Raw genomic sequence first — 17,959 nt, 5'->3', positions numbered from 1 at the left:
TGTTACTTATAATTTTTCGCAGACTCATCAAACATCATAATCAGCTGTCTTTGATTGTTGAGTCCCATTACTGCCTGTGTTCTTCTTCCTACAAAGCCTTCGAGTTTATCCATATATTCCTGTGAGGTGATACTGCCCTCTGCGACATAGGTCAATCCCTTTTCCCAGCTTGCCGTCAGCTCCGGATTTAAAAGCTGCTTCATGGAACATTCCACCACATCGTAAATAATTTCACCAAGTAATGTTGGTGTAATAACCTGTGTCTTTTTATTTGTAGAAATATATTTTATGGTATTTAATTTTTTTAAAATTTCTGCTCTTGTAGCACTGGTTCCGATACCGCTTCCCTTAATCTGCGCACGCAGTTCTTCGTCCTCAATCAGCTGTCCTGCATTTTCCATTGCAAGAATCATCGAACCGGAATTATATCTTTTCGGCGGCGAGGTTTCACCCTCTTTGATTTCAAAACCATTAAAATCTATCATATCGCCTTTTTTATATTTTTTCAATGCCTCTAAGACTTCCCGGGTACATTTTCCATCTTCATCCTCTTTGGATGGCTTGGAAAATGAGTTCTTAACAATCTTTAAATAGCCCTCATCTGTCAGCACCTTAAAGGTTGCATAAAATGCTTCCGCCTTGCATTTGGAAGTAATGCTTACTCTACTGTACTGTGCTGCAGGATAAAATATACTTAAAAAACGTCGGACAATCAGCTCATATGTCCGTACTGCGGTCTGTGACAAACGGTTTAAATTAGAAAGTCCCTGCCCGGTCGGGATAATTGCATAGTGGTCGGTAATTTTCTTATCATCGCAGTACCGCGTTTTTGCAATATTTTTATGAAGCTGTTTTTCTAAAATTTCTCCCGCAAATTCCGCGGCAGGCTGATAATTTTTCAAGCCGCCGATATTTTTATGAATCTCTTTACAGACTGCCGTTGAAAGCACTCTGGCATCGGTTCTCGGATACGTTACCAGTTTTTTTTCATACAGTTCCTGAATAATATTTAACGTTTCATCCGGACTGATTTTAAACTGCTTTGCACATTCATTCTGAATTTCAGCGAGGTTAAATAACAGCGGCGGATTTTTTGTTTCTTTTTTCCGCTCTATTTTTTCAATGACTGCCTGTGCCGGAAGCGGGTCTGACAAAAATGTAACAAGCTCCTGTGCTTTCTCTTTATCAACAAATCCGTTATCCTTATATAAATACGGCGTGTTGTAATATTTACTCTGCTCACAGACGCGCCATTCAGCATCAAAATTCGCCGTTTTACCGATAACTTTAAAAAACGGTGTCTTTACAAATGCGCGGATTTCCCGTTCACGGCGCACTACCATGCCCAGCACGCAGGTCATTACACGGCCGACCGATACAACGGCACGGTCCATTTTTAAATAATTGGAAATGTTTCTGCCGTATTTTAACGTCAGTACCCTTGAAAAATTAATGCCCATGAGATAATCTTCCTTTGCCCGCAGATAAGCGGCTTCACAGAGATTATCATATTCTGACAGATCTTTTGCCGTTTCGATTCCTTTTAAAATTTCTTCTTCTGTCTGGGAATCAATCCAGACACGTTTTTCCTCTTTATCCTTAACGCCTGCCATACGTTCAACAAGACGATATATGTACTCTCCTTCCCGTCCTGAGTCGGTGCATACATATATCGTCTTGACGTCTTCACGGGTCAGCAGACCCTTTACAATCTGAAACTGCTTTTCCACCGCAGGAATGACTTCATATTTGAATTCCTTCGGCAAAAACGGCAGTGTGTCAAAACTCCAGCGTTTTAAACGTTCATCATACTTATCAGGATAGCTCATTGTCACAAGATGTCCGACACACCATGTCACAATATACTGTTCTGATTCCAAAAAGCCGTCCCTTCTTTTAAAGTCCGCATGCAGGGCTTTGGCAAACTCCTGCGCAACGCTCGGCTTTTCCGCTATAAATACTGATTTTCCCACATTTATTCTCCATTCGTTGCTGCATTTCCCGACCGGTCAATCGTTTCTGTATATGCCGGAATAAAATGTTCGCAGAAATAATCTGCTTCGGGAAGCTGCATTTTTACCAATTCGTTTTGAATTGTACACTCTGCATCGTAAAAATCGGTATTGCCCATTTTCCGTTCCTCAATACATTTTAACCATGCAGATAATTTATCCGCTGCTTTGACAAAGCGGTAATCTTCCTCATTCCATGAGGACTCCAAAAGCGGTTCTTCATAACGGCTTCTAAGTTCTTCCGGTATGGCGGTCAAAAGCTCGCGCCCCGCAATATCTTCGACTTCGCCGTATGCCCTGCGGATCTGCTCACTGTAATACTTGACCGGTGTCGGCATATCACCCGTGATAATCTCCGTTGCATCATGATACATTGCAAGCACTGCCAGATGTTCGGCATTCACACTGCCATGAAACACTTCATTATTAATAATGCCCAATGCATGTGCAATAAATGCCGTTTCCAGACTGTGCTCGCTTAAATTCTCATTTTTCGTATTGCGCATCAGCCCCCAGCGGTTAATATATTTCATTCTGGAAAGCATCGCATAAAAATATCCGCTGTTCATCTGATACTCCATTCTCACAATATTCTGATATTCCGATTTCACATCACAGCTCTGCCGTGATGTCATTTCAGCTCTTATTTAATCATTACATAACTTTATTCTTACCGCTCTTTTTACCTTCATACAGCTTCATATCCGCATTGTTGATAATCTCATCCAAAGACATATCCTTTGCAAACGCTGCCATACCGATTGTTACGGAAACACTTAATCTGTTTCGGTCATATAAAAACTGTGCCTCGTAAATCTTCATGCGGATATACTCCAAGAGCATATAAAAGTCTTCTTTATTCTCGCCGTAATACAGAATCAGGAATTCCTCTCCACCCCATCTTCCGGCTACGATCTGTCCTTCGCATTTTCTTACAATGCCGTCTACAATGCCCGCAAAACGCTTTAGCACAAAGTCGCCTGCATTATGTCCATAACCGTCATTAATTTTTTTAAAATCATCAATATCCATAATAGCAACGCCAAACGGATTATTTCCCTCTTTTGCTGCCGCATAATTGTGTTCTAAAATAAAACGGATACGGTTTCGGTTATACAGCCCTGTCAGTTCATCATAATCAGCTTTCTGCCGTAAAAATTCTTCACTCTTATTAATATATACTGCATAACTGCTTAAATAATAAAAGATATATATAATAATAAATGCTGTATTGGCAAAAAAAACAACATTCTGTAATATCGAATTATGCAGAATAATATGTCTGCCAAAAAAACTGTCATGATAAGTTCCCAATTTCATCATGACATAAACAATAATTGTTGCAGCAACTAAAAAAACTCCCTCTTTTTTCGTAAAACTGCATTTAAAAAAGCGCGTATCATTCCCCAAATTTTCTGTATTGACAGCCAGTGCTACCGGCAGCAGCATTGCAATCAATGCCAGATGGAATCCGTATTCCGGTCCCATAATACAGGCTGAACCTGCCGCACATATCCAGATTTCATAATACGTAATCTTGTAATAGTGTTTATTCATCTGATTATCTAGCAGCCGGTATGAAAAGATATATACAACAATCCCCGCCGCACAGAAAGCCACCATGACATAAACCCTCATCACAACAAAGAATACCAGCAACGCCATGTGTAATGCAATCAGCATCTTATTTACAGTATAGTAAATGCTCATAGAATTTTCTGTTTTTTCAAACTGTTCATCCATTGCTTTGTCCACCTCATATAGAAATTGCTTCCATAATTTTTTGCACTGACGCATCATCCGGCATCATAATAAAATGCCCGACATCGCTAAGTCCCCCGCCATTTGCATCAATTGTAGAAAGTCCGGTATTAACACAAATCGCTTCATTGCAGCATAAATTCAAATTCTGCAACGCATCCTCTACCAGTTCATCCGCATAGCCCAATTTTACACTTACCGGTGTCACAAAAATACGGATTCCCGTATAACTTCCCATTGCATTCATGTAAGACGCCACAATAATGTTGGCAAATTCTGCAATGGCAGATGCACTTTCCTCATCCGTGAGCAGCTTCTGCTCTGCTACAGGCTGTTCCAGCAGTACTTCCACAATCTGATGAATGAACTGCATATCCATCAATAAAAGAACCGCACCGTTAAGTGTATTAGCAAAATTCAGATAGATTCCTATCTTTTCAGTCTGCTTTTTATCAATCTGTTCCACAATATGCATATCTGCTTTTGTAATCACCGGGATACCGATTTCAGCCCGCACACCAAGCATTGAACCAATCGTTGTGCTAACCATTCCTACGCCGACATTTCCCAGTTCATATAATATGTCTTCGACGTCTTCATCTAACTGGCCATTTCCTTGAAATAATTCCATTTGCTTTCCCCCTTATCAATTCCCCTTCATCACTTTAACGATTTTCTCTATAAATTCTTTCTCCTTAAAAGGCTTTGTAATAAAATCTCTTGCTCCCGCATTCAGTGCATCCTGAATAATCAGTTCCTGGCCGATTGCCGAATTCATGACAATCTTTGCTTCCGGGCGGATTTTTATCATTGTCCGCAGCAGTGTCAGATCCGAATTATCCGGCAGTGTAATATCAAGCAATGTCAGCTCCGGTGCCTGCTCCTCAAAAATCTGCAATGCCTCTTTTGCAGTCTTTGCCTCTACAATGTGTTCAAACCCCGCATCCTGCAAAGCTTTTGTTTCTATTCTTCTTGCAAAGCGGGCATCATCTACAATTAAAATCAAATCTTCCATACTCATTTCCTGCTTTCCCCTATTTTTGTTTTTTCAATACACGCTCATATTCTTCAATCGGCATCGGTCTATAATATAAAAACCCCTGTGCAATCCTGCAGCCCATTTTTTTCAGCAGGTCTGCCTGCGCTTCGGTTTCCACGCCTTCCACAACAATTTCCAGTCCCAGCTGGTCTGCCATCTGCGTTACACTTCTTAATATAATATCTGCCCTTTTATCATTCTGGCTGACCGGCAGGAATTTAATATCAATTTTTAAAATATCCACACTCAGCTCACGCAGTGCATTCAATGATGAATAACCACTTCCGAAATCATCCATCAGTACTCTGAAATGATTCTTTTGGAGCTGTTCCATCAACTGATTCAGATGAATATTATCAACTGCAAATGCGCTTTCCGTAATCTCAAATTCAATCAAATCATGTGGCACGCTGTATCTTTCCACACAGGTCATAATGTCATTTAAAATACGCGGGCTGTAAAGATTGCTGCGGGATAAATTTACTGATACCGGTTTTGCTTCAAGACCTTTATCCAGCCATCTGCGGATCATTTTGCAAACCTGCTCAAGCATATAAAAATCAATTTCCGAGATAAAGCCGTTGCCTTCAAATATCGGCACAAAATCCACCGGGGAAATCACACCTTTTGTCGGATGAATCCAACGCACAAGTGCCTCTGAACCGACAATTCTGCCTGTAATCATATCAACCTTTGGCTGTAAATAAATATGGAACTGGTCACTACCAAGTGCATTATTCATCTCCATAATCACATTCTGTTCCGCATATTCTTTTTCAGCAATTTTATCATCAAAAACGGCAATTTTATTCATGTAATTATTCTTAACCCGCTGTGCAATTGCCGCACGGTCAACCATCGTTACAACCGGAATTCTTTCCTGCTTATCCTTTTCCGTAATGATATAGATTCCAAAGGACATGACCATTTCAAAATTAACCGGATAATGGTTCATCGAAGTCTGGATGCTGTCAATCACGCGGCAAATGCTCTCCATGTCACTGGACATACAGACTGCAAAAATATCTGAAGTCAAATGACAATATGTATACAATTCTTCCGAATCCATACACTCCTGTAATTTCACACCCAGAAAACGGAGAACATTATCGCCCTCACTTGTCCCATAAAACTCATTCAGCAGGCGGAACTTCCGGATATCCATCCGCACAATGGCATATTCACGCTCCGGATGATTCTTTAACAATTCCCATGTCTGCATGGAAAAGGTATTGATATTCGGAAGCTGTGTCAGGGAATCCACGGTTACCAACGATTTCAGTTCATGCACAGCCTCCAGCTCTTTCTCGGCATTGGTAAATGCCAGCACAATCCGGTCTCTTTCCCCGTCCTCATCAATATAATACAGCACTGAAATCCGAAACCACTCATAAATATGCGGCACAACATACAGACGGATATTGGCATCCCGCTGAACACTGTGTGTCACCCCTGAAAAATCAATCAACTGCTGGTACAGTGGCAAATCCCGTTTAAATACAGTTTTATAAAAGGCATGTTCAAAATCCGTATCCAAAGACTTTCTATCAAAATCAACAAAATGGCCATCTTCCGGATAAATTTCCAGCTGTCCTGTCTTATAAGAATATTCTGCAATAAATGTATGTGTATGTTCCAGTAATAATTCTTCCCGTGTCATTGAGTGATCTAATAATTTTTCCTTTAATTCTTCATTACCATCCATATTTTTATCCCTTGACCTCATAACCGTTCAACAAATTATATGAATTTAGTTTACCATTCTGCCGTACTAATGTCAACTAAAGTGCGGGATTTCAAAATAATATACATAGCAAAAAAAGACTGTGCTTCGACGATTTTGAAACATCAAAGCAACAGTCTTTTTCTGTGCCATGTATTATACTTTTTATTGCATATTACTGCTTAGAAGTAATATATCCCTTTGCCTTTAATAATTCTGCAATTAATACAGCACCACCTGCTGCACCTCTTAATGTATTGTGTGAAAGACCGATGAACTTATAGTCAAACACAGAATCTTCTCTTAAACGGCCCAAAGAAACGCCCATACCGTTTTCATAGTTAACATCTAACTGTACCTGTGGTCTGTCATCTTCTTCTAAATACTGGATAAACTGCTTTGGTGCACTTGGAAGGTCTAATTCCTGTGGTTCGCCACGGAAGCTTCTCCACTTTTCAATAATCTGCTCCTTTGTCGGCTTCTTTTCAAAGTTCACAAATACAGCAGCTGTATGTCCGTCTAATACAGGAACACGTACACACTGGCAAGTAATAACAGTATCTGTAGCCGGAACAATCTTTCCGTCTTCTACTTTACCCCAGAGTCTTAATGGTTCTTTTTCACTCTTTTCCTCTTCGCCGCCGATGTAAGGAATGATGTTTCCTACCATTTCAGGCCACTGTTCAAAAGTCTTTCCTGCGCCTGAAATTGCCTGATAAGTTGTTGCAACAACCAGCTTTGGTCCGAATTCTTTTAAAGCAGTTAAAGCCGGTGTATAGCTCTGAATTGAGCAGTTTGGCTTTACACAGATAAAACCTCTTGTTGTGCCAAGACGCTTCTTCTGTGCCTCAATAACCTCTAAGTGTTCCGGGTTGATTTCCGGTACCACCATTGGTACGTCCGGTGTCCAGCGGTTTGCACTGTTGTTAGATACAACCGGCACTTCTGCCTTTGCATATTTTTCTTCTAATACCTTGATTTCATCCTTTGGCATGTTTACTGCACAGAATACGAAATCTACCTTTGATACGATTTCATCGAAATCCTTATCCATATCATAAACAGTCATCTTCTTAACGAATTCAGGCATCGGTGCTGTCATCTTCCATCGTCCGTCTACAGCTTCTTCGTAAAGCTTTCCTGCGGAACGGCCGCTCGCTGCAACCAATACAACCTCAAACCAAGGATGATTTTCAAGCAGTGTAATAAATCTCTGTCCTACCATACCTGTACCGCCAAGGATACCAACTCTTAACTTCTCACTCATGTTCTTTCTCCCTTTTCTTTTTTCAAGAACAAATTTCCGCTTTTGTCTTTGTATGGCGGACATTTGTCTTTTTGTTCTGAAAGGATATTATCACAGTAACTTACAGAATGCAACACTTTTTGCAAAATTACTTTATTTTGTTATTAAACATCAATAATATAACGTTCATATCCGTTAATAATCGTTGTTTCGTTGTACTGCTGTTCCCGCACGAAGTTTGCCTGATAATTCTTATGTATGTGACCGTGAATAAAATAAGCCGGGTGATACGTGTCAAGCAGTTCGTTAAATACCGTAAATCCCTGATGTACACTGTCAAAGCCGTCATTAATGCCCGCAGCAGGCGAATGGGTCAGCAAAATATCAAAGCCTTTTTTACATTTTAACTGGAGCCACATACGGCTGACACGATGCTGCATCTGTCGTTGTGTATACTGGTTGATACCTTTTTTATAACGGATTGAACCGCCAAGTCCCATAATCCGCAGCCCCTTATACGTATAAATCTTATCCTCAATGCAGATACAGCCCTCCGGCGGTGTCTGTTCATAGCAGTCATCATGATTTCCTCTGACGTAAAGCACCGGTGACTGCGTAAAGGATGCCAGAAAAGACAGATACTGCGGATTTAAATCACCGCAGGATAGGATTAAATCAACGCCTTCTAATTTACTTTTGTCAAAATAATCCCATAAGTATTTTGACTCCACATCTGCTAATATCAGTATCTTCATATTTTCTCATTGTGGCAGCTTCTTTTTGCCGCCTTCCTACTTTCTACATTTATAATCCGTGGTGAATAATGCCCTGTGCCTTTACAATCGGCTCACAGCCTTCTTCAAGTTCCTCCAGTTCCGGTATTTTACCAATCACATTATCCAGCAGCCAGTCCATGGTAATAATCTGTTCCGGTGTCAGATTCCTGCCCTTCTGATTACGTACCTTACCTTTCTGATCTTTTAATTCGTCCGCAAAAGGTTCAAATAAATCCTTTGAAATCATCTCTTTAAAGGTTGTAACCATCCGCTGTGTTTCTACCGGAAGCTTCGTTGACATAATCAGGTCAACTACATCTGCAGACAGTCCCCACCAGTAATTAAGTGCTTTTACATTATCCGCATCCTGCTCCCTGTTCCATGAGCCGCTTAAAATACTCTGAATCATTTTTTCATAAAATGCACCCCAGTGCCACATCGGCATCGCGATATGCTGGGTTGTTTCATCATCTATGCTGTACAATCCAAACCTGCGTGCCGTACTGGTCGGCGTAATCATATCCTGATCCGATACATAACGGATACCCTCTCTTTTAAAAGCTTCCGCCGGATTGCTATTCTTTACAGAGGACCATTCAAGATAAATCTTTGCCCGTGGATTAACAAATTTTGCCCCCAGCGCAAAAGCATTGATATTTGCCGTCACACCGTACACAGGATACCCTGCTACATAACCGATTTTATCATTATCAGTCAACGCACCTGCAATGAGTCCCGTCAAAAACTTTGCTTCATACATTCTCGCATAGTAGGTACGGATATATTTGTGTGACGTGTTCAGCGAACAGTTCAATATCTTGACCTCCGGATGCGCAATCGCTTCTTTTAAAGAGGCCATAATCATGGACGGTGATGTCACAAAAACTAAATCTGCCTTATTTTTAACCATCATTTCAATGGCAGCCACATCATCTTTATCCGGTTTGACATTCGTAATGCTTAATGTTTCAATCTGATCGCCAAATGTATCGTCAATATACTGCCGGCCAAGCTCATGCGTATAGCACCAGTCCGAATCCTGCGGTGTATTTTCGTAAATGAAACCGACCTTTAGCTTTCTGTTTCCATTTCCCGGTTTTGGCAGCAGATAACTTAAAATATTCTTTTTCGGTTCGTTTAATGTCGGATCCATACGAAGCTCAACGGCATTGTTTTCAGAAAGCAGTTCAAACTCTGCCCACGTCTTTGCCACATTTTTTGCCATTTCCGACGGCAGCATATCCTTTACATGTTCATAACCGTGAATATGAATAAAGCGTAAAAATGCATCGCCCGCCGGATAATCAAACCGTTCGCCTCCTCTGGCATCATATGCGTTTTTAAAAGATAGAAAACAGGATACAAAATCCTTTTTCGCATCTTCATCCATGTTTTCCCCCTTTTTGATGCCGACCAGCTTCATCAGGGTCGGAAAACTGCCGACGTTGCTGAAATAAATGTCATTAAGCTTCGTACATTTATAAAATTCCATAAACTCATAATAAATCTTAACATCCGGGTCTTCTGAATACTTCGGCACTTTACGGATTACTTCGGCATTGACTGTCACAGCCTTAAAATACTTTAAAACGCTGACTCTTTTATTGCCTTCCAGTACATAAAACTTGTTCATATACTCATAGACCTTAATCGGGTCGCGGATGCCTTCGTTTTTCTGGCTGTCACTTAAGCTCGCCCATTTTGCTGAAAATTCCGTTCCCCAATCCAGAATCGGCATAAAATTATCTGCAAAGGCATTGGTCCGTCCCGCATTACACGTTCCCACAACCAGCCGCAACGGAATCTGGTCGATTCCCAGACTGACCTCTGCCTCAATGTCTGATTCATCTACAATATTTTCCAATACCGGAAGATATGGATACCTGCCTTTGTTGACACAGGCATGATATGCTCTTTTTCCGATTTTAGATGCACTCATATAATCCTGAACTGACATACTTCCCTCCATTTCTGCCGCAATACGCAGCCTGTATTACGCATTTCTATCTTAAAATTAGCACATTACACCCTAAATGTCCATGTTTATCTGATTTAGAATTTCTGCTGTTTTTTCTTTTTCTTTGCAAAATGCAAGCACGGAAACATAGACGGCTTCTTCCGATAAGTGCAGTTTTGCAAGCATTTCCTTGTCCTTTGTGGTCTGTCTGCCTGCGCAGTATCTTCTGACAATGCCGTTTAATGTTTTAAACAGGTGCATATAATCTTCAAATGCGCAGCTTCTGTCTAAAATGCTTGTGCCGGTTGTGGCAAACTCCCGTTCCGCAGTTGCAATTATCTGCATACAAATCCGCAAATCGCCCGTAATGTCCGACGCTTCCATTAAAACATCCGGTCGTTTCGTATACATTTCCATAAAATACTGCTTTGCACCCACAATATCTTTTTCCGCAAAATAATCCGCAAGCCGCTGTTTCATTTCTTTTGTTTCTGCCTTTTCGCCAATCATACCCACCATACACTCATATGCGCGCAGCTTGTGTTTTGTCACCCACACATAAAGCAGAAATTCCGAAATAAAACCAAATACCCGCTTATGATAGCTGTCATAGGAATCGATGTCAATCCGTTTTCGCACTTCGGCAAAAATGTCAAACAGCCATGCACAGTACGCATCAAAGAGCGGCTTTTTCATCACGCAGATGTTGCCAAAATACGTGTGGTTTTCATGGACAAGCTTTTCAAACAGCGGATAATCCTCCGGATATTTTTCACGGATAACTTCACCTGTCACGTCCAAATCCCGCACATTGTGATTGTCGGAAAATCCGTAATGATATGAAAAATCCAGTGTCAGCAGGCGGCTGGTCAGACAGTCATATTCGGAAAGCAGTTTTTCAATCTCCTCTTTACGGAACATCACACCTTTTTCATTTAACAGATACCGTCTGTAATGGCAGACACCGACAATATCCGATTCAGTATCGTTTTTCCATATCCAGTATACTCCGGTCAATTCGCTGTAATAACAATTTAACGCGGAAATATTTTCCCCGGTGTTATCCCTCACATAGCCGAGCGGTTCTTTTCCTTCTGCGCCGACCTGTAACGGAACATACATCGGGTCGTTTGGCACATCGAATTTTTTGTGGGTCATTGTATATATTTTTACTGACATTTGTATACTCCTTTTAATCGTTATTGCGGCTGCCGCATTTCGGGCAGATATTGCCGCCCTCATAGACATAACCGCAGCGGTAACAGCATTTTACCGGATGCTTTTCTTCGGCAAGGTATTCCACGCTGCGGGACTCCGGCTTTTCCTGCAAATACTGGATAAAGCGGTTTAATTTAGCAAGAAAATGTTCCATTTTTTCTTTATCTGCCTTGTAGTTTCCGGTAATTTTCATTTCTCCGTTATTCATGGTACGGATATAAATGCCCTTGTGGAACAATCCGCTCTCTGCGTAAAATTCCTTGATATTCCGCACCTTTACCGTTCCCGCCATCATACTGCCGTTGTAGTAGACATGATCCGGTGTCAGCACAAAGCCTTTTTTACCGTTTTCACCTTTTGTTGAATCAAATATCAGAAGCGGATACTCAAATGCTTCTCCGCCCGCATAGGTATTGAGTGCATTATTTGCAATAATGGCATCGATATCTTCACAGGCTTCATTGCTCATGCGGCGGATATCATACGGATAAAAGCCTTCCATGGTCTGCTCCGAAATACCGGTATCGCGAATCATTTTATTGACAAGACTTCTGCATTCATCCTTTTTCATGGCTTCAAGCCGCTTGCGGATTCTGCCTAACATATCCGTCTTTAGCTCCGGCAGAAAATCTCCTGTCGCAATTCTTTGATAGGCTTCTTTCCCCTCGTCAAAGGACATCTCAAAAATGTCCGGACAGATTTGTTCGATTGCTTTCCTGTCAATATCTTTTACGCGGTCTTTTAGCTGGTCAATGATGATTTGTTTATTCTTTTCTTCATATTCCATAGGACGGATTGCTTCTGCCAGTGACAACAGCTTTTTTCTATCCCCCGGGCGGATTTTCTGCTGGTTGACAAATGCTTTCAACGCGCTCTGCTCTGCCAAATCACGCTTTTCCTCAAGCTGCTTCATATATTTTGTATTATCAATATCGTTATATTCCTCAAATTTTTGACGAAACTGCTGATAGACTTTCTTTTGATACTGCTGTGGGAAATGTTCTGCCAACACCTGCAGTTCTTTCTCACCGCGCTTCTGCATCCAGTCTTTGACATTTTCTGCCACACTATCTTTGACCGACTGCGGACAGTCTTTTTCAAGAATCGTATGATAGGCCTTTTTTAATTCCGCATAGCTTTTGTTTTTTGCTGCCAGTGCGATAGACAACACTTCCTTCTGGGAAGCCGCAATTTCTTCTTCGGAAGTTCTGCGTGACTGTGGTGCGTCTGCCCCGCCGGTCTGTAGCTGTACATGTGTACCCTGCTTTTGTGTCCGGGTGTCGGCTGTAGACGGTGCAGCTTTGTCCTGTGATGTCACGTAATCGTCTGCTGTTCTGTCCGGTCGGTTCGTTCCGTCTTGCGGCACAGTCTGACTGTCCGTAAATGTCCTGTCTTTGACTTGTCCGCCATCCCACTGTTCCTGCGGATTCTGCGTACTGTATCTTGCTGACGGTTCTTTCTCATCAGACCGTCCCTGCGCAGATTCTGACCGCTCTTTTTCCTTTTGTGCCTTTTCGTTCTTTTGTTTTTCTTTCTGCACTTTTTCCCGGTGCTTCTGCCAGTTTTTCGGCGGAACGTTACGGTCCATGCCTTTATCTGCCGCCGCTTTGTCTACCTGTTCTTCAATTGCTTCCCGCCGGGACAGCGGATAGAATTCCGAATCCAGCATGTCAGCAATATCAAAAATTTCTTCTACAGACATTTCAGGCATATTGTTATAGAGTTCTTCCAGACGGTCATCCGCTTCATTTTCAAAATCGGACTGTGGCGCACTGCTCTCATAACGGTTAAACCGGCTGTTGGATATACGCTGTCCGTCTGCGCCGAGCAGTTCCTGATAATCCTCATACGCCGTGTTATCGTCCTCAAAATCCATCATATAAATACTGCCTTCCATCAGCAGTTTGTAGGGCTTTGGCGTATAAAAACGATGACAGTCCATACAGGTATATGCCCTTGCAAGAATAACCCTGCCCTCGTCCGTGTCGATATGAAACTCTTTATTTTTCGGATAAACCACCATGTACATTGGCTTTTTACATTCCGGGCACTGATAGCCCGTGATGTAAAAGTCATTTCCAATTCGCCCTGCCGCCCGCTCTTTGGCGGATAACTTCTTTTTGCTAATACCGGTTTCGTAGGATTTCCAGACAATTTTATGCCACAATCCGAGCTGATACTTTTTCTCCCAGTCGGAAACATCGTGAATCTCCGTATCGTCTTGTTCTTCTTCCTCCTCATTTAGATAATCCGGCTTCATGTATTCTAAAATCCGCTCAATCACTTCTTCATAGGTAATGCGTATTCCCTCATGATAGAAACGGCACTGCGTGGCATCTAAGGATGCCTGTACTTCTACTTCCCGCAGGATGTCATTCATCTGTTGTTCTAACTGTCTGTAATCCTTTTCAACGGTTAGCCCTTTAATTTTTCCCCACTTACCAAATATGTAAAGAACTAAATTAATGGTATTTTCAAGCAGGGCATTTCCAAGCATTAACCGTGGTTCTTCTTTAATGGGTTCTTCTATGACATTTCCAAGCACTTTTTTATTATCAAAACTGAAAAACAACGATTTTAATGTACCGGGCAGAATCAGCGTGTTATTATTAATTGCAAATGTTTCATTCCACTCTACATTCTGTTCCATGACTTTTATTGTTTTATGAAAGACTGCCGCAAGTGTGCCTTCCGCTTTTAAAATAATCATATCGCTCTCCATTCACATTTATCTATTCGCCTATTTACCGTCAGTATACCACAAAGTCAAAAGACAAGTGAATATTTATCTTGAAAATGATTGATTTTTGCGGTATGCTAGGCAACAGAAATTCACAGACTGCTTTCAAAGCAGTTTTGTATCAAAAGGAGATTGTATGACTATGGCTCAGTTACCAAAAGATCCCGTTATGCTGCTTTCATTTACAAATACACAGCTTCGCGACTTTTATCCGAATCTTTCAGAATTCTGCAAAGCCTTTATGGTAGATGAAACGGAAATCGTACAGACTTTAAAAGGAATTGATTACGAATACGATACTACACGCAATCAGTTTATCTGATGTTTGGCGCACGTAAAAAGCGGGTGGCACTGAAATATAACAGTACCACCCGCCTTTTCTTTGTTTTTTATAATCTTATGCTCTTTACTGCCGTTTTATTTTTCTTCGATGGCTTTTCTGCCCTCGGCTCTTGCCGTAAGTTCACCGTTTACAACATCAATCACAATGTCATCACCCGTATTGATGTCACCCTTTAAGATTAACTTTGCCGCCAGTGTTTCTACCGTCTTTTGAACGTAACGCTTTAACGGTCTTGCGCCGTACATCGGGTCAAAGCCGTGTTCTGTAATATAGCTTTCTGCCGCATCTGTCAGACGTACCTGCAATTCCTTGTCTGCCAGACGTCTGTTGACGTCTGCAATCAGCAGATGAATGATATTGCCGATATTGTCTTTTGTGAGCGGCTTGAACAGAATAATCTCGTCCAGACGGTTTAAAAATTCCGGTCTGAAATGTCCGCGCAAATCGTTCATAACGAGTTCTTCTGTTTCCTGCTTAATGCCGCCGTTTTCATCAATACCGTCCAGCAGATAGGTTGAACCGATATTACTTGTCATAATAATAATTGTATTCTTAAAGTCTACCGTTCTGCCCTGCGAATCGGTGATTCGTCCGTCATCAAGTACCTGTAACAATACATTGAATACATCCGGGTGCGCCTTTTCAATTTCATCAAAAAGAACAACAGAATACGGTTTTCTTCTGACTGCCTCAGTCAGCTGACCGCCTTCATCGTATCCGACATATCCCGGAGGCGCTCCGATTAATCTCGAAACAGAATATTTCTCCATGTACTCTGACATATCAAGACGGACAATATTGCTTTCATCATCAAACAGGCTCTCTGCCAGTGTCTTTGCAAGCTCTGTCTTACCGACACCGGTAGGTCCTAAGAACAGAAATGAACCAATCGGTTTGGTCGGGTCTTTAATGCCTGCCTTTGAACGGATAATTGCCTCTGTTACTTTCGTAACAGCCTCGTCCTGTCCAACAACTCTCTTATGCAGAAGTGTGTCCAGATTCAGGGTCTTTTCCCGTTCAGATTCGCTTAACTTGGCAACCGGGATTCCTGTCCATCTGGAAATAATCTTTGCAATTTCTTCTTCGGTAACACTCTCATGTACCAAATCCAGATTTTTATTCTGTACCTTCTTTTCGGCCTCTTCCAGACGTTTCTGAACCTCCGGCAGTCTGCCGTACTGTAACTGTGCCGCCTTTTCCAAATCGTAATTTCTCTTAGCTTCGTCAATCTCATGGTTGACCTGTTCTAACTCTTCTTTGATCTTGCTAATCTGGTCAACACTGGACTTTTCATTGTCCCACTTTGCCTTCTGCTGTTTAAATTCAGAACGCATTTCCGATAATTCCTTCTGCAAGGCTTCCAGACGTTCCTTACTGAGATTGTCGGTTTCTTTCTTCAATGCAGCTTCTTCAATTTCTAACTGCATGACCTTACGCTGTAATTCATCAAGCTCAGCCGGCATAGAATCCAGTTCGGTCTTAATCATTGCGCAGGCTTCATCGACAAGGTCGATTGCTTTATCCGGCAGGAATCTGTCGGAAATGTAACGGTCTGAAAGGGTTGCCGCAGATACCAGTGCGCCGTCTGTAATTTTTACACCGTGATATACTTCATAACGGTCTTTCAAACCACGTAAGATAGAAATGGTATCTTCAACGGTCGGTTCATCAACCATAACCGGCTGGAACCGTCTTTCCAGTGCCGCATCTTTTTCAATGTACTGACGGTGTTCATCCAGTGTTGTTGCACCGATACAGTGGAGTTCACCACGCGCAAGCATTGGCTTTAACATATTGCCTGCATCCATAGAGCCTTCTGTCTTACCGGCTCCGACAATTGTATGAATTTCATCGATAAACAGAATAATCTGCCCTTCGCTTTTCTTGACTTCATCAAGCACCGCTTTCAAACGTTCCTCAAATTCGCCACGATACTTCGCACCGGCTACCAGTGCGCCCATATCCAGCGCAAAGATTTTCTTATCCTTTAAGCCCTCCGGTACATCGCCACGGACAATCCGTTCTGCCAGACCTTCGACAACGGCTGTTTTACCAACACCCGGTTCACCAATCAGCACCGGATTGTTTTTTGTTTTTCTTGAAAGAATCCGGATAACATTACGGATTTCATTATCCCTGCCGATAACCGGGTCTAACTTACCGGACTTTGCCTTTTCAACTAAATCCTGTCCGTATTTTGCCAGTGTGTCATACGTTGCTTCCGGGTTATCACTTGTTACGGACTGATTACCACGGACCGTTGCCAATACGGAAAGGAACGAATCTCTTGTAATACCGTAGGTCTTAAAGAGCTGCTTAATCTGCTTATTGGGTGATGCAATCATTGCCAGCATCAGATGTTCAACAGATACATACGCATCTCCCATGCGCTTTGCTTCGTCTTCAGCATTGATTAATACTTTGTTTAAGTCATTGCTCACGTAAAGCTGTACGTTTCCGGATACTTTTGTTTTTTGTGAAAGCAGTGTTTCAATATTGGAAATAAATGCTTCTTTATTAATCTGCATTTTTTCAATCAGGTTTGCAATCAGACTATCGTCTATTGTCATTAAGCTGTAAAGAAAATGTTCCTGGTCAATTTCCTGATTGCCATAATCGTAAGCAATCTTTTCACACTGGTTCACCGCTTCAATGGACTTCTGTGTAAACTTGTTAATGTTCATAGTTTCTGCCTCCTTTTTCTCATTCTCTATTGTATACAATCACTTTGAAACCATTCCTGCCAGCCTTTTTCTTCTTCGATTCATGCAGGATTTTTGTTTTTATGATTGCTGCTTTATTGTTCTATTTGTTATGTAACACACAAGGCTTAATTGTGTTATATCACATGTTGTTAGCACTGTCAAGAGGTGAGTGCTAATTTTTTGAAAAACTGCTATTTTTGCTGTTTGACACCAATTCCTGCTTTGTAAAACGTGACCGCAAAGCACACATAAAAATCCCACAGGTCGTCATTTCGCAGCCTGTGGGATTTTTCACTCAACTAATATGTGTGTTTTTTATGCTTTGATGAAACTTCCTGCTCACCTTCCATATGGTTTGCAGTTGCATTCACCTTCTGTACAACTTTCTTCTTTTTTAATGGATGTTTTGGATTCTTATCCATAACAATCGCTTCCTTTC

At 41.5% G+C, this 17,959-nt stretch carries 14 protein-coding genes; 1 reads left to right on the top strand and 13 read right to left on the bottom strand.

Annotated elements, in window-relative coordinates; all coding sequences use genetic code 11:
- Window positions 1–2 precede the first annotated feature (2 nt).
- The 11 genes from LI288_RS05085 to LI288_RS05035 form a co-directional block, all read right to left on the bottom strand.
- Entirely contained in the window at window positions 3–1,973 is a 1,971-nt protein-coding gene (locus LI288_RS05085; protein ID WP_227089655.1) for a DNA topoisomerase, read from the bottom strand.
- Between the two features lie 2 nt (window positions 1,974–1,975).
- Window positions 1,976–2,647: a 5'-deoxynucleotidase gene (gene yfbR, locus LI288_RS05080; protein WP_320055221.1), complete on the bottom strand. Its 672-nt coding sequence runs from the start codon at window positions 2,645–2,647 to the stop codon at window positions 1,976–1,978.
- A 19-nt stretch (window positions 2,648–2,666) separates the two neighbouring features.
- Window positions 2,667–3,755 (bottom strand): GGDEF domain-containing protein, encoded by a 1,089-nt coding sequence (locus LI288_RS05075; protein ID WP_227089654.1) that lies wholly within the window; start codon window positions 3,753–3,755, stop codon window positions 2,667–2,669.
- Between the two features lie 13 nt (window positions 3,756–3,768).
- The gene (locus LI288_RS05070; RefSeq protein ID WP_022433305.1) at window positions 3,769–4,404 is read right to left on the bottom strand and encodes a chemotaxis protein CheC; all 636 of its coding nucleotides are present in this window, start codon (window positions 4,402–4,404) and stop codon (window positions 3,769–3,771) included.
- 15 nt (window positions 4,405–4,419) lie between these two features.
- The gene (locus tag LI288_RS05065) at window positions 4,420–4,788 is read right to left on the bottom strand and encodes a response regulator (protein ID WP_022433304.1); all 369 of its coding nucleotides are present in this window, start codon (window positions 4,786–4,788) and stop codon (window positions 4,420–4,422) included.
- Between the two features lie 19 nt (window positions 4,789–4,807).
- Entirely contained in the window at window positions 4,808–6,517 is a 1,710-nt protein-coding gene (locus tag LI288_RS05060; protein WP_227089653.1) for a putative bifunctional diguanylate cyclase/phosphodiesterase, read from the bottom strand.
- Between the two features lie 193 nt (window positions 6,518–6,710).
- Entirely contained in the window at window positions 6,711–7,802 is a 1,092-nt protein-coding gene (asd, locus tag LI288_RS05055) for an aspartate-semialdehyde dehydrogenase (RefSeq protein ID WP_227089652.1), read from the bottom strand.
- Between the two features lie 143 nt (window positions 7,803–7,945).
- Window positions 7,946–8,536: a metallophosphoesterase family protein gene (locus LI288_RS05050; protein ID WP_022433301.1), complete on the bottom strand. Its 591-nt coding sequence runs from the start codon at window positions 8,534–8,536 to the stop codon at window positions 7,946–7,948.
- Between the two features lie 49 nt (window positions 8,537–8,585).
- A complete protein-coding gene (locus LI288_RS05045) occupies window positions 8,586–10,514 on the bottom strand; it encodes a BMP family ABC transporter substrate-binding protein (RefSeq protein WP_227089651.1) in 1,929 nt (642 codons plus the stop codon).
- 72 nt (window positions 10,515–10,586) lie between these two features.
- Window positions 10,587–11,693 (bottom strand): DUF4422 domain-containing protein, encoded by a 1,107-nt coding sequence (locus LI288_RS05040; protein ID WP_227089650.1) that lies wholly within the window; start codon window positions 11,691–11,693, stop codon window positions 10,587–10,589.
- Between the two features lie 13 nt (window positions 11,694–11,706).
- Entirely contained in the window at window positions 11,707–14,442 is a 2,736-nt protein-coding gene (locus tag LI288_RS05035; protein WP_227089649.1) for a hypothetical protein, read from the bottom strand.
- 172 nt (window positions 14,443–14,614) lie between these two features.
- Between LI288_RS05035 and LI288_RS05030 the strand changes: the two genes are divergently transcribed.
- On the top strand, window positions 14,615–14,794 hold the full coding sequence (locus LI288_RS05030) for a DUF4250 domain-containing protein (RefSeq protein ID WP_331464603.1): 180 nt from the start codon (window positions 14,615–14,617) through the stop codon (window positions 14,792–14,794).
- Between the two features lie 95 nt (window positions 14,795–14,889).
- Here the strand turns inward: LI288_RS05030 and clpB are convergent, their stop codons facing one another.
- Both clpB and LI288_RS14290 read right to left on the bottom strand, forming a co-directional pair.
- Window positions 14,890–17,499, bottom strand: coding sequence for an ATP-dependent chaperone ClpB (gene clpB, locus LI288_RS05025; RefSeq protein ID WP_022433296.1), 2,610 nt, complete (start codon window positions 17,497–17,499; stop codon window positions 14,890–14,892).
- Between the two features lie 320 nt (window positions 17,500–17,819).
- The gene (locus LI288_RS14290; protein ID WP_264473911.1) at window positions 17,820–17,942 is read right to left on the bottom strand and encodes a hypothetical protein; all 123 of its coding nucleotides are present in this window, start codon (window positions 17,940–17,942) and stop codon (window positions 17,820–17,822) included.
- Window positions 17,943–17,959 lie beyond the last annotated feature (17 nt).

The sequence above is a fragment of the Lachnospira pectinoschiza genome, from assembly GCF_020564355.1.
In the GTDB taxonomy this organism is placed as follows: Bacteria; Bacillota; Clostridia; order Lachnospirales; family Lachnospiraceae; genus Lachnospira; species Lachnospira intestinalis.
Note: the sequence above shows the minus strand (reverse complement) of the source record. Positions and strands in the feature narration are given on the sequence as shown.

Bases quoted from the DNA above. Each gene is read 5' to 3' on its own strand.
- yfbR (WP_320055221.1), bottom strand. From the start codon at position 2,647: ATGACATCACGGCAGAGCTGTGATGTGAAATCGGAATATCAGAATATT.
- LI288_RS05075 (WP_227089654.1), bottom strand. From the start codon at position 3,755: ATGGATGAACAGTTTGAAAAAACAGAAAATTCTATGAGCATTTACTAT.
- LI288_RS05070 (WP_022433305.1), bottom strand. From the start codon at position 4,404: ATGGAATTATTTCAAGGAAATGGCCAGTTAGATGAAGACGTCGAAGAC.
- LI288_RS05065 (WP_022433304.1), bottom strand. From the start codon at position 4,788: ATGGAAGATTTGATTTTAATTGTAGATGATGCCCGCTTTGCAAGAAGA.
- LI288_RS05060 (WP_227089653.1), bottom strand. From the start codon at position 6,517: ATGGATGGTAATGAAGAATTAAAGGAAAAATTATTAGATCACTCAATG.
- asd (WP_227089652.1), bottom strand. From the start codon at position 7,802: ATGAGTGAGAAGTTAAGAGTTGGTATCCTTGGCGGTACAGGTATGGTA.
- LI288_RS05050 (WP_022433301.1), bottom strand. From the start codon at position 8,536: ATGAAGATACTGATATTAGCAGATGTGGAGTCAAAATACTTATGGGAT.
- LI288_RS05045 (WP_227089651.1), bottom strand. From the start codon at position 10,514: ATGTCAGTTCAGGATTATATGAGTGCATCTAAAATCGGAAAAAGAGCA.
- LI288_RS05040 (WP_227089650.1), bottom strand. From the start codon at position 11,693: ATGTCAGTAAAAATATATACAATGACCCACAAAAAATTCGATGTGCCA.
- LI288_RS05035 (WP_227089649.1), bottom strand. From the start codon at position 14,442: ATGATTATTTTAAAAGCGGAAGGCACACTTGCGGCAGTCTTTCATAAA.
- LI288_RS05030 (WP_331464603.1), top strand. From the start codon at position 14,615: ATGGCTCAGTTACCAAAAGATCCCGTTATGCTGCTTTCATTTACAAAT.
- clpB (WP_022433296.1), bottom strand. From the start codon at position 17,499: ATGAACATTAACAAGTTTACACAGAAGTCCATTGAAGCGGTGAACCAG.
- LI288_RS14290 (WP_264473911.1), bottom strand. From the start codon at position 17,942: ATGGATAAGAATCCAAAACATCCATTAAAAAAGAAGAAAGTTGTACAG.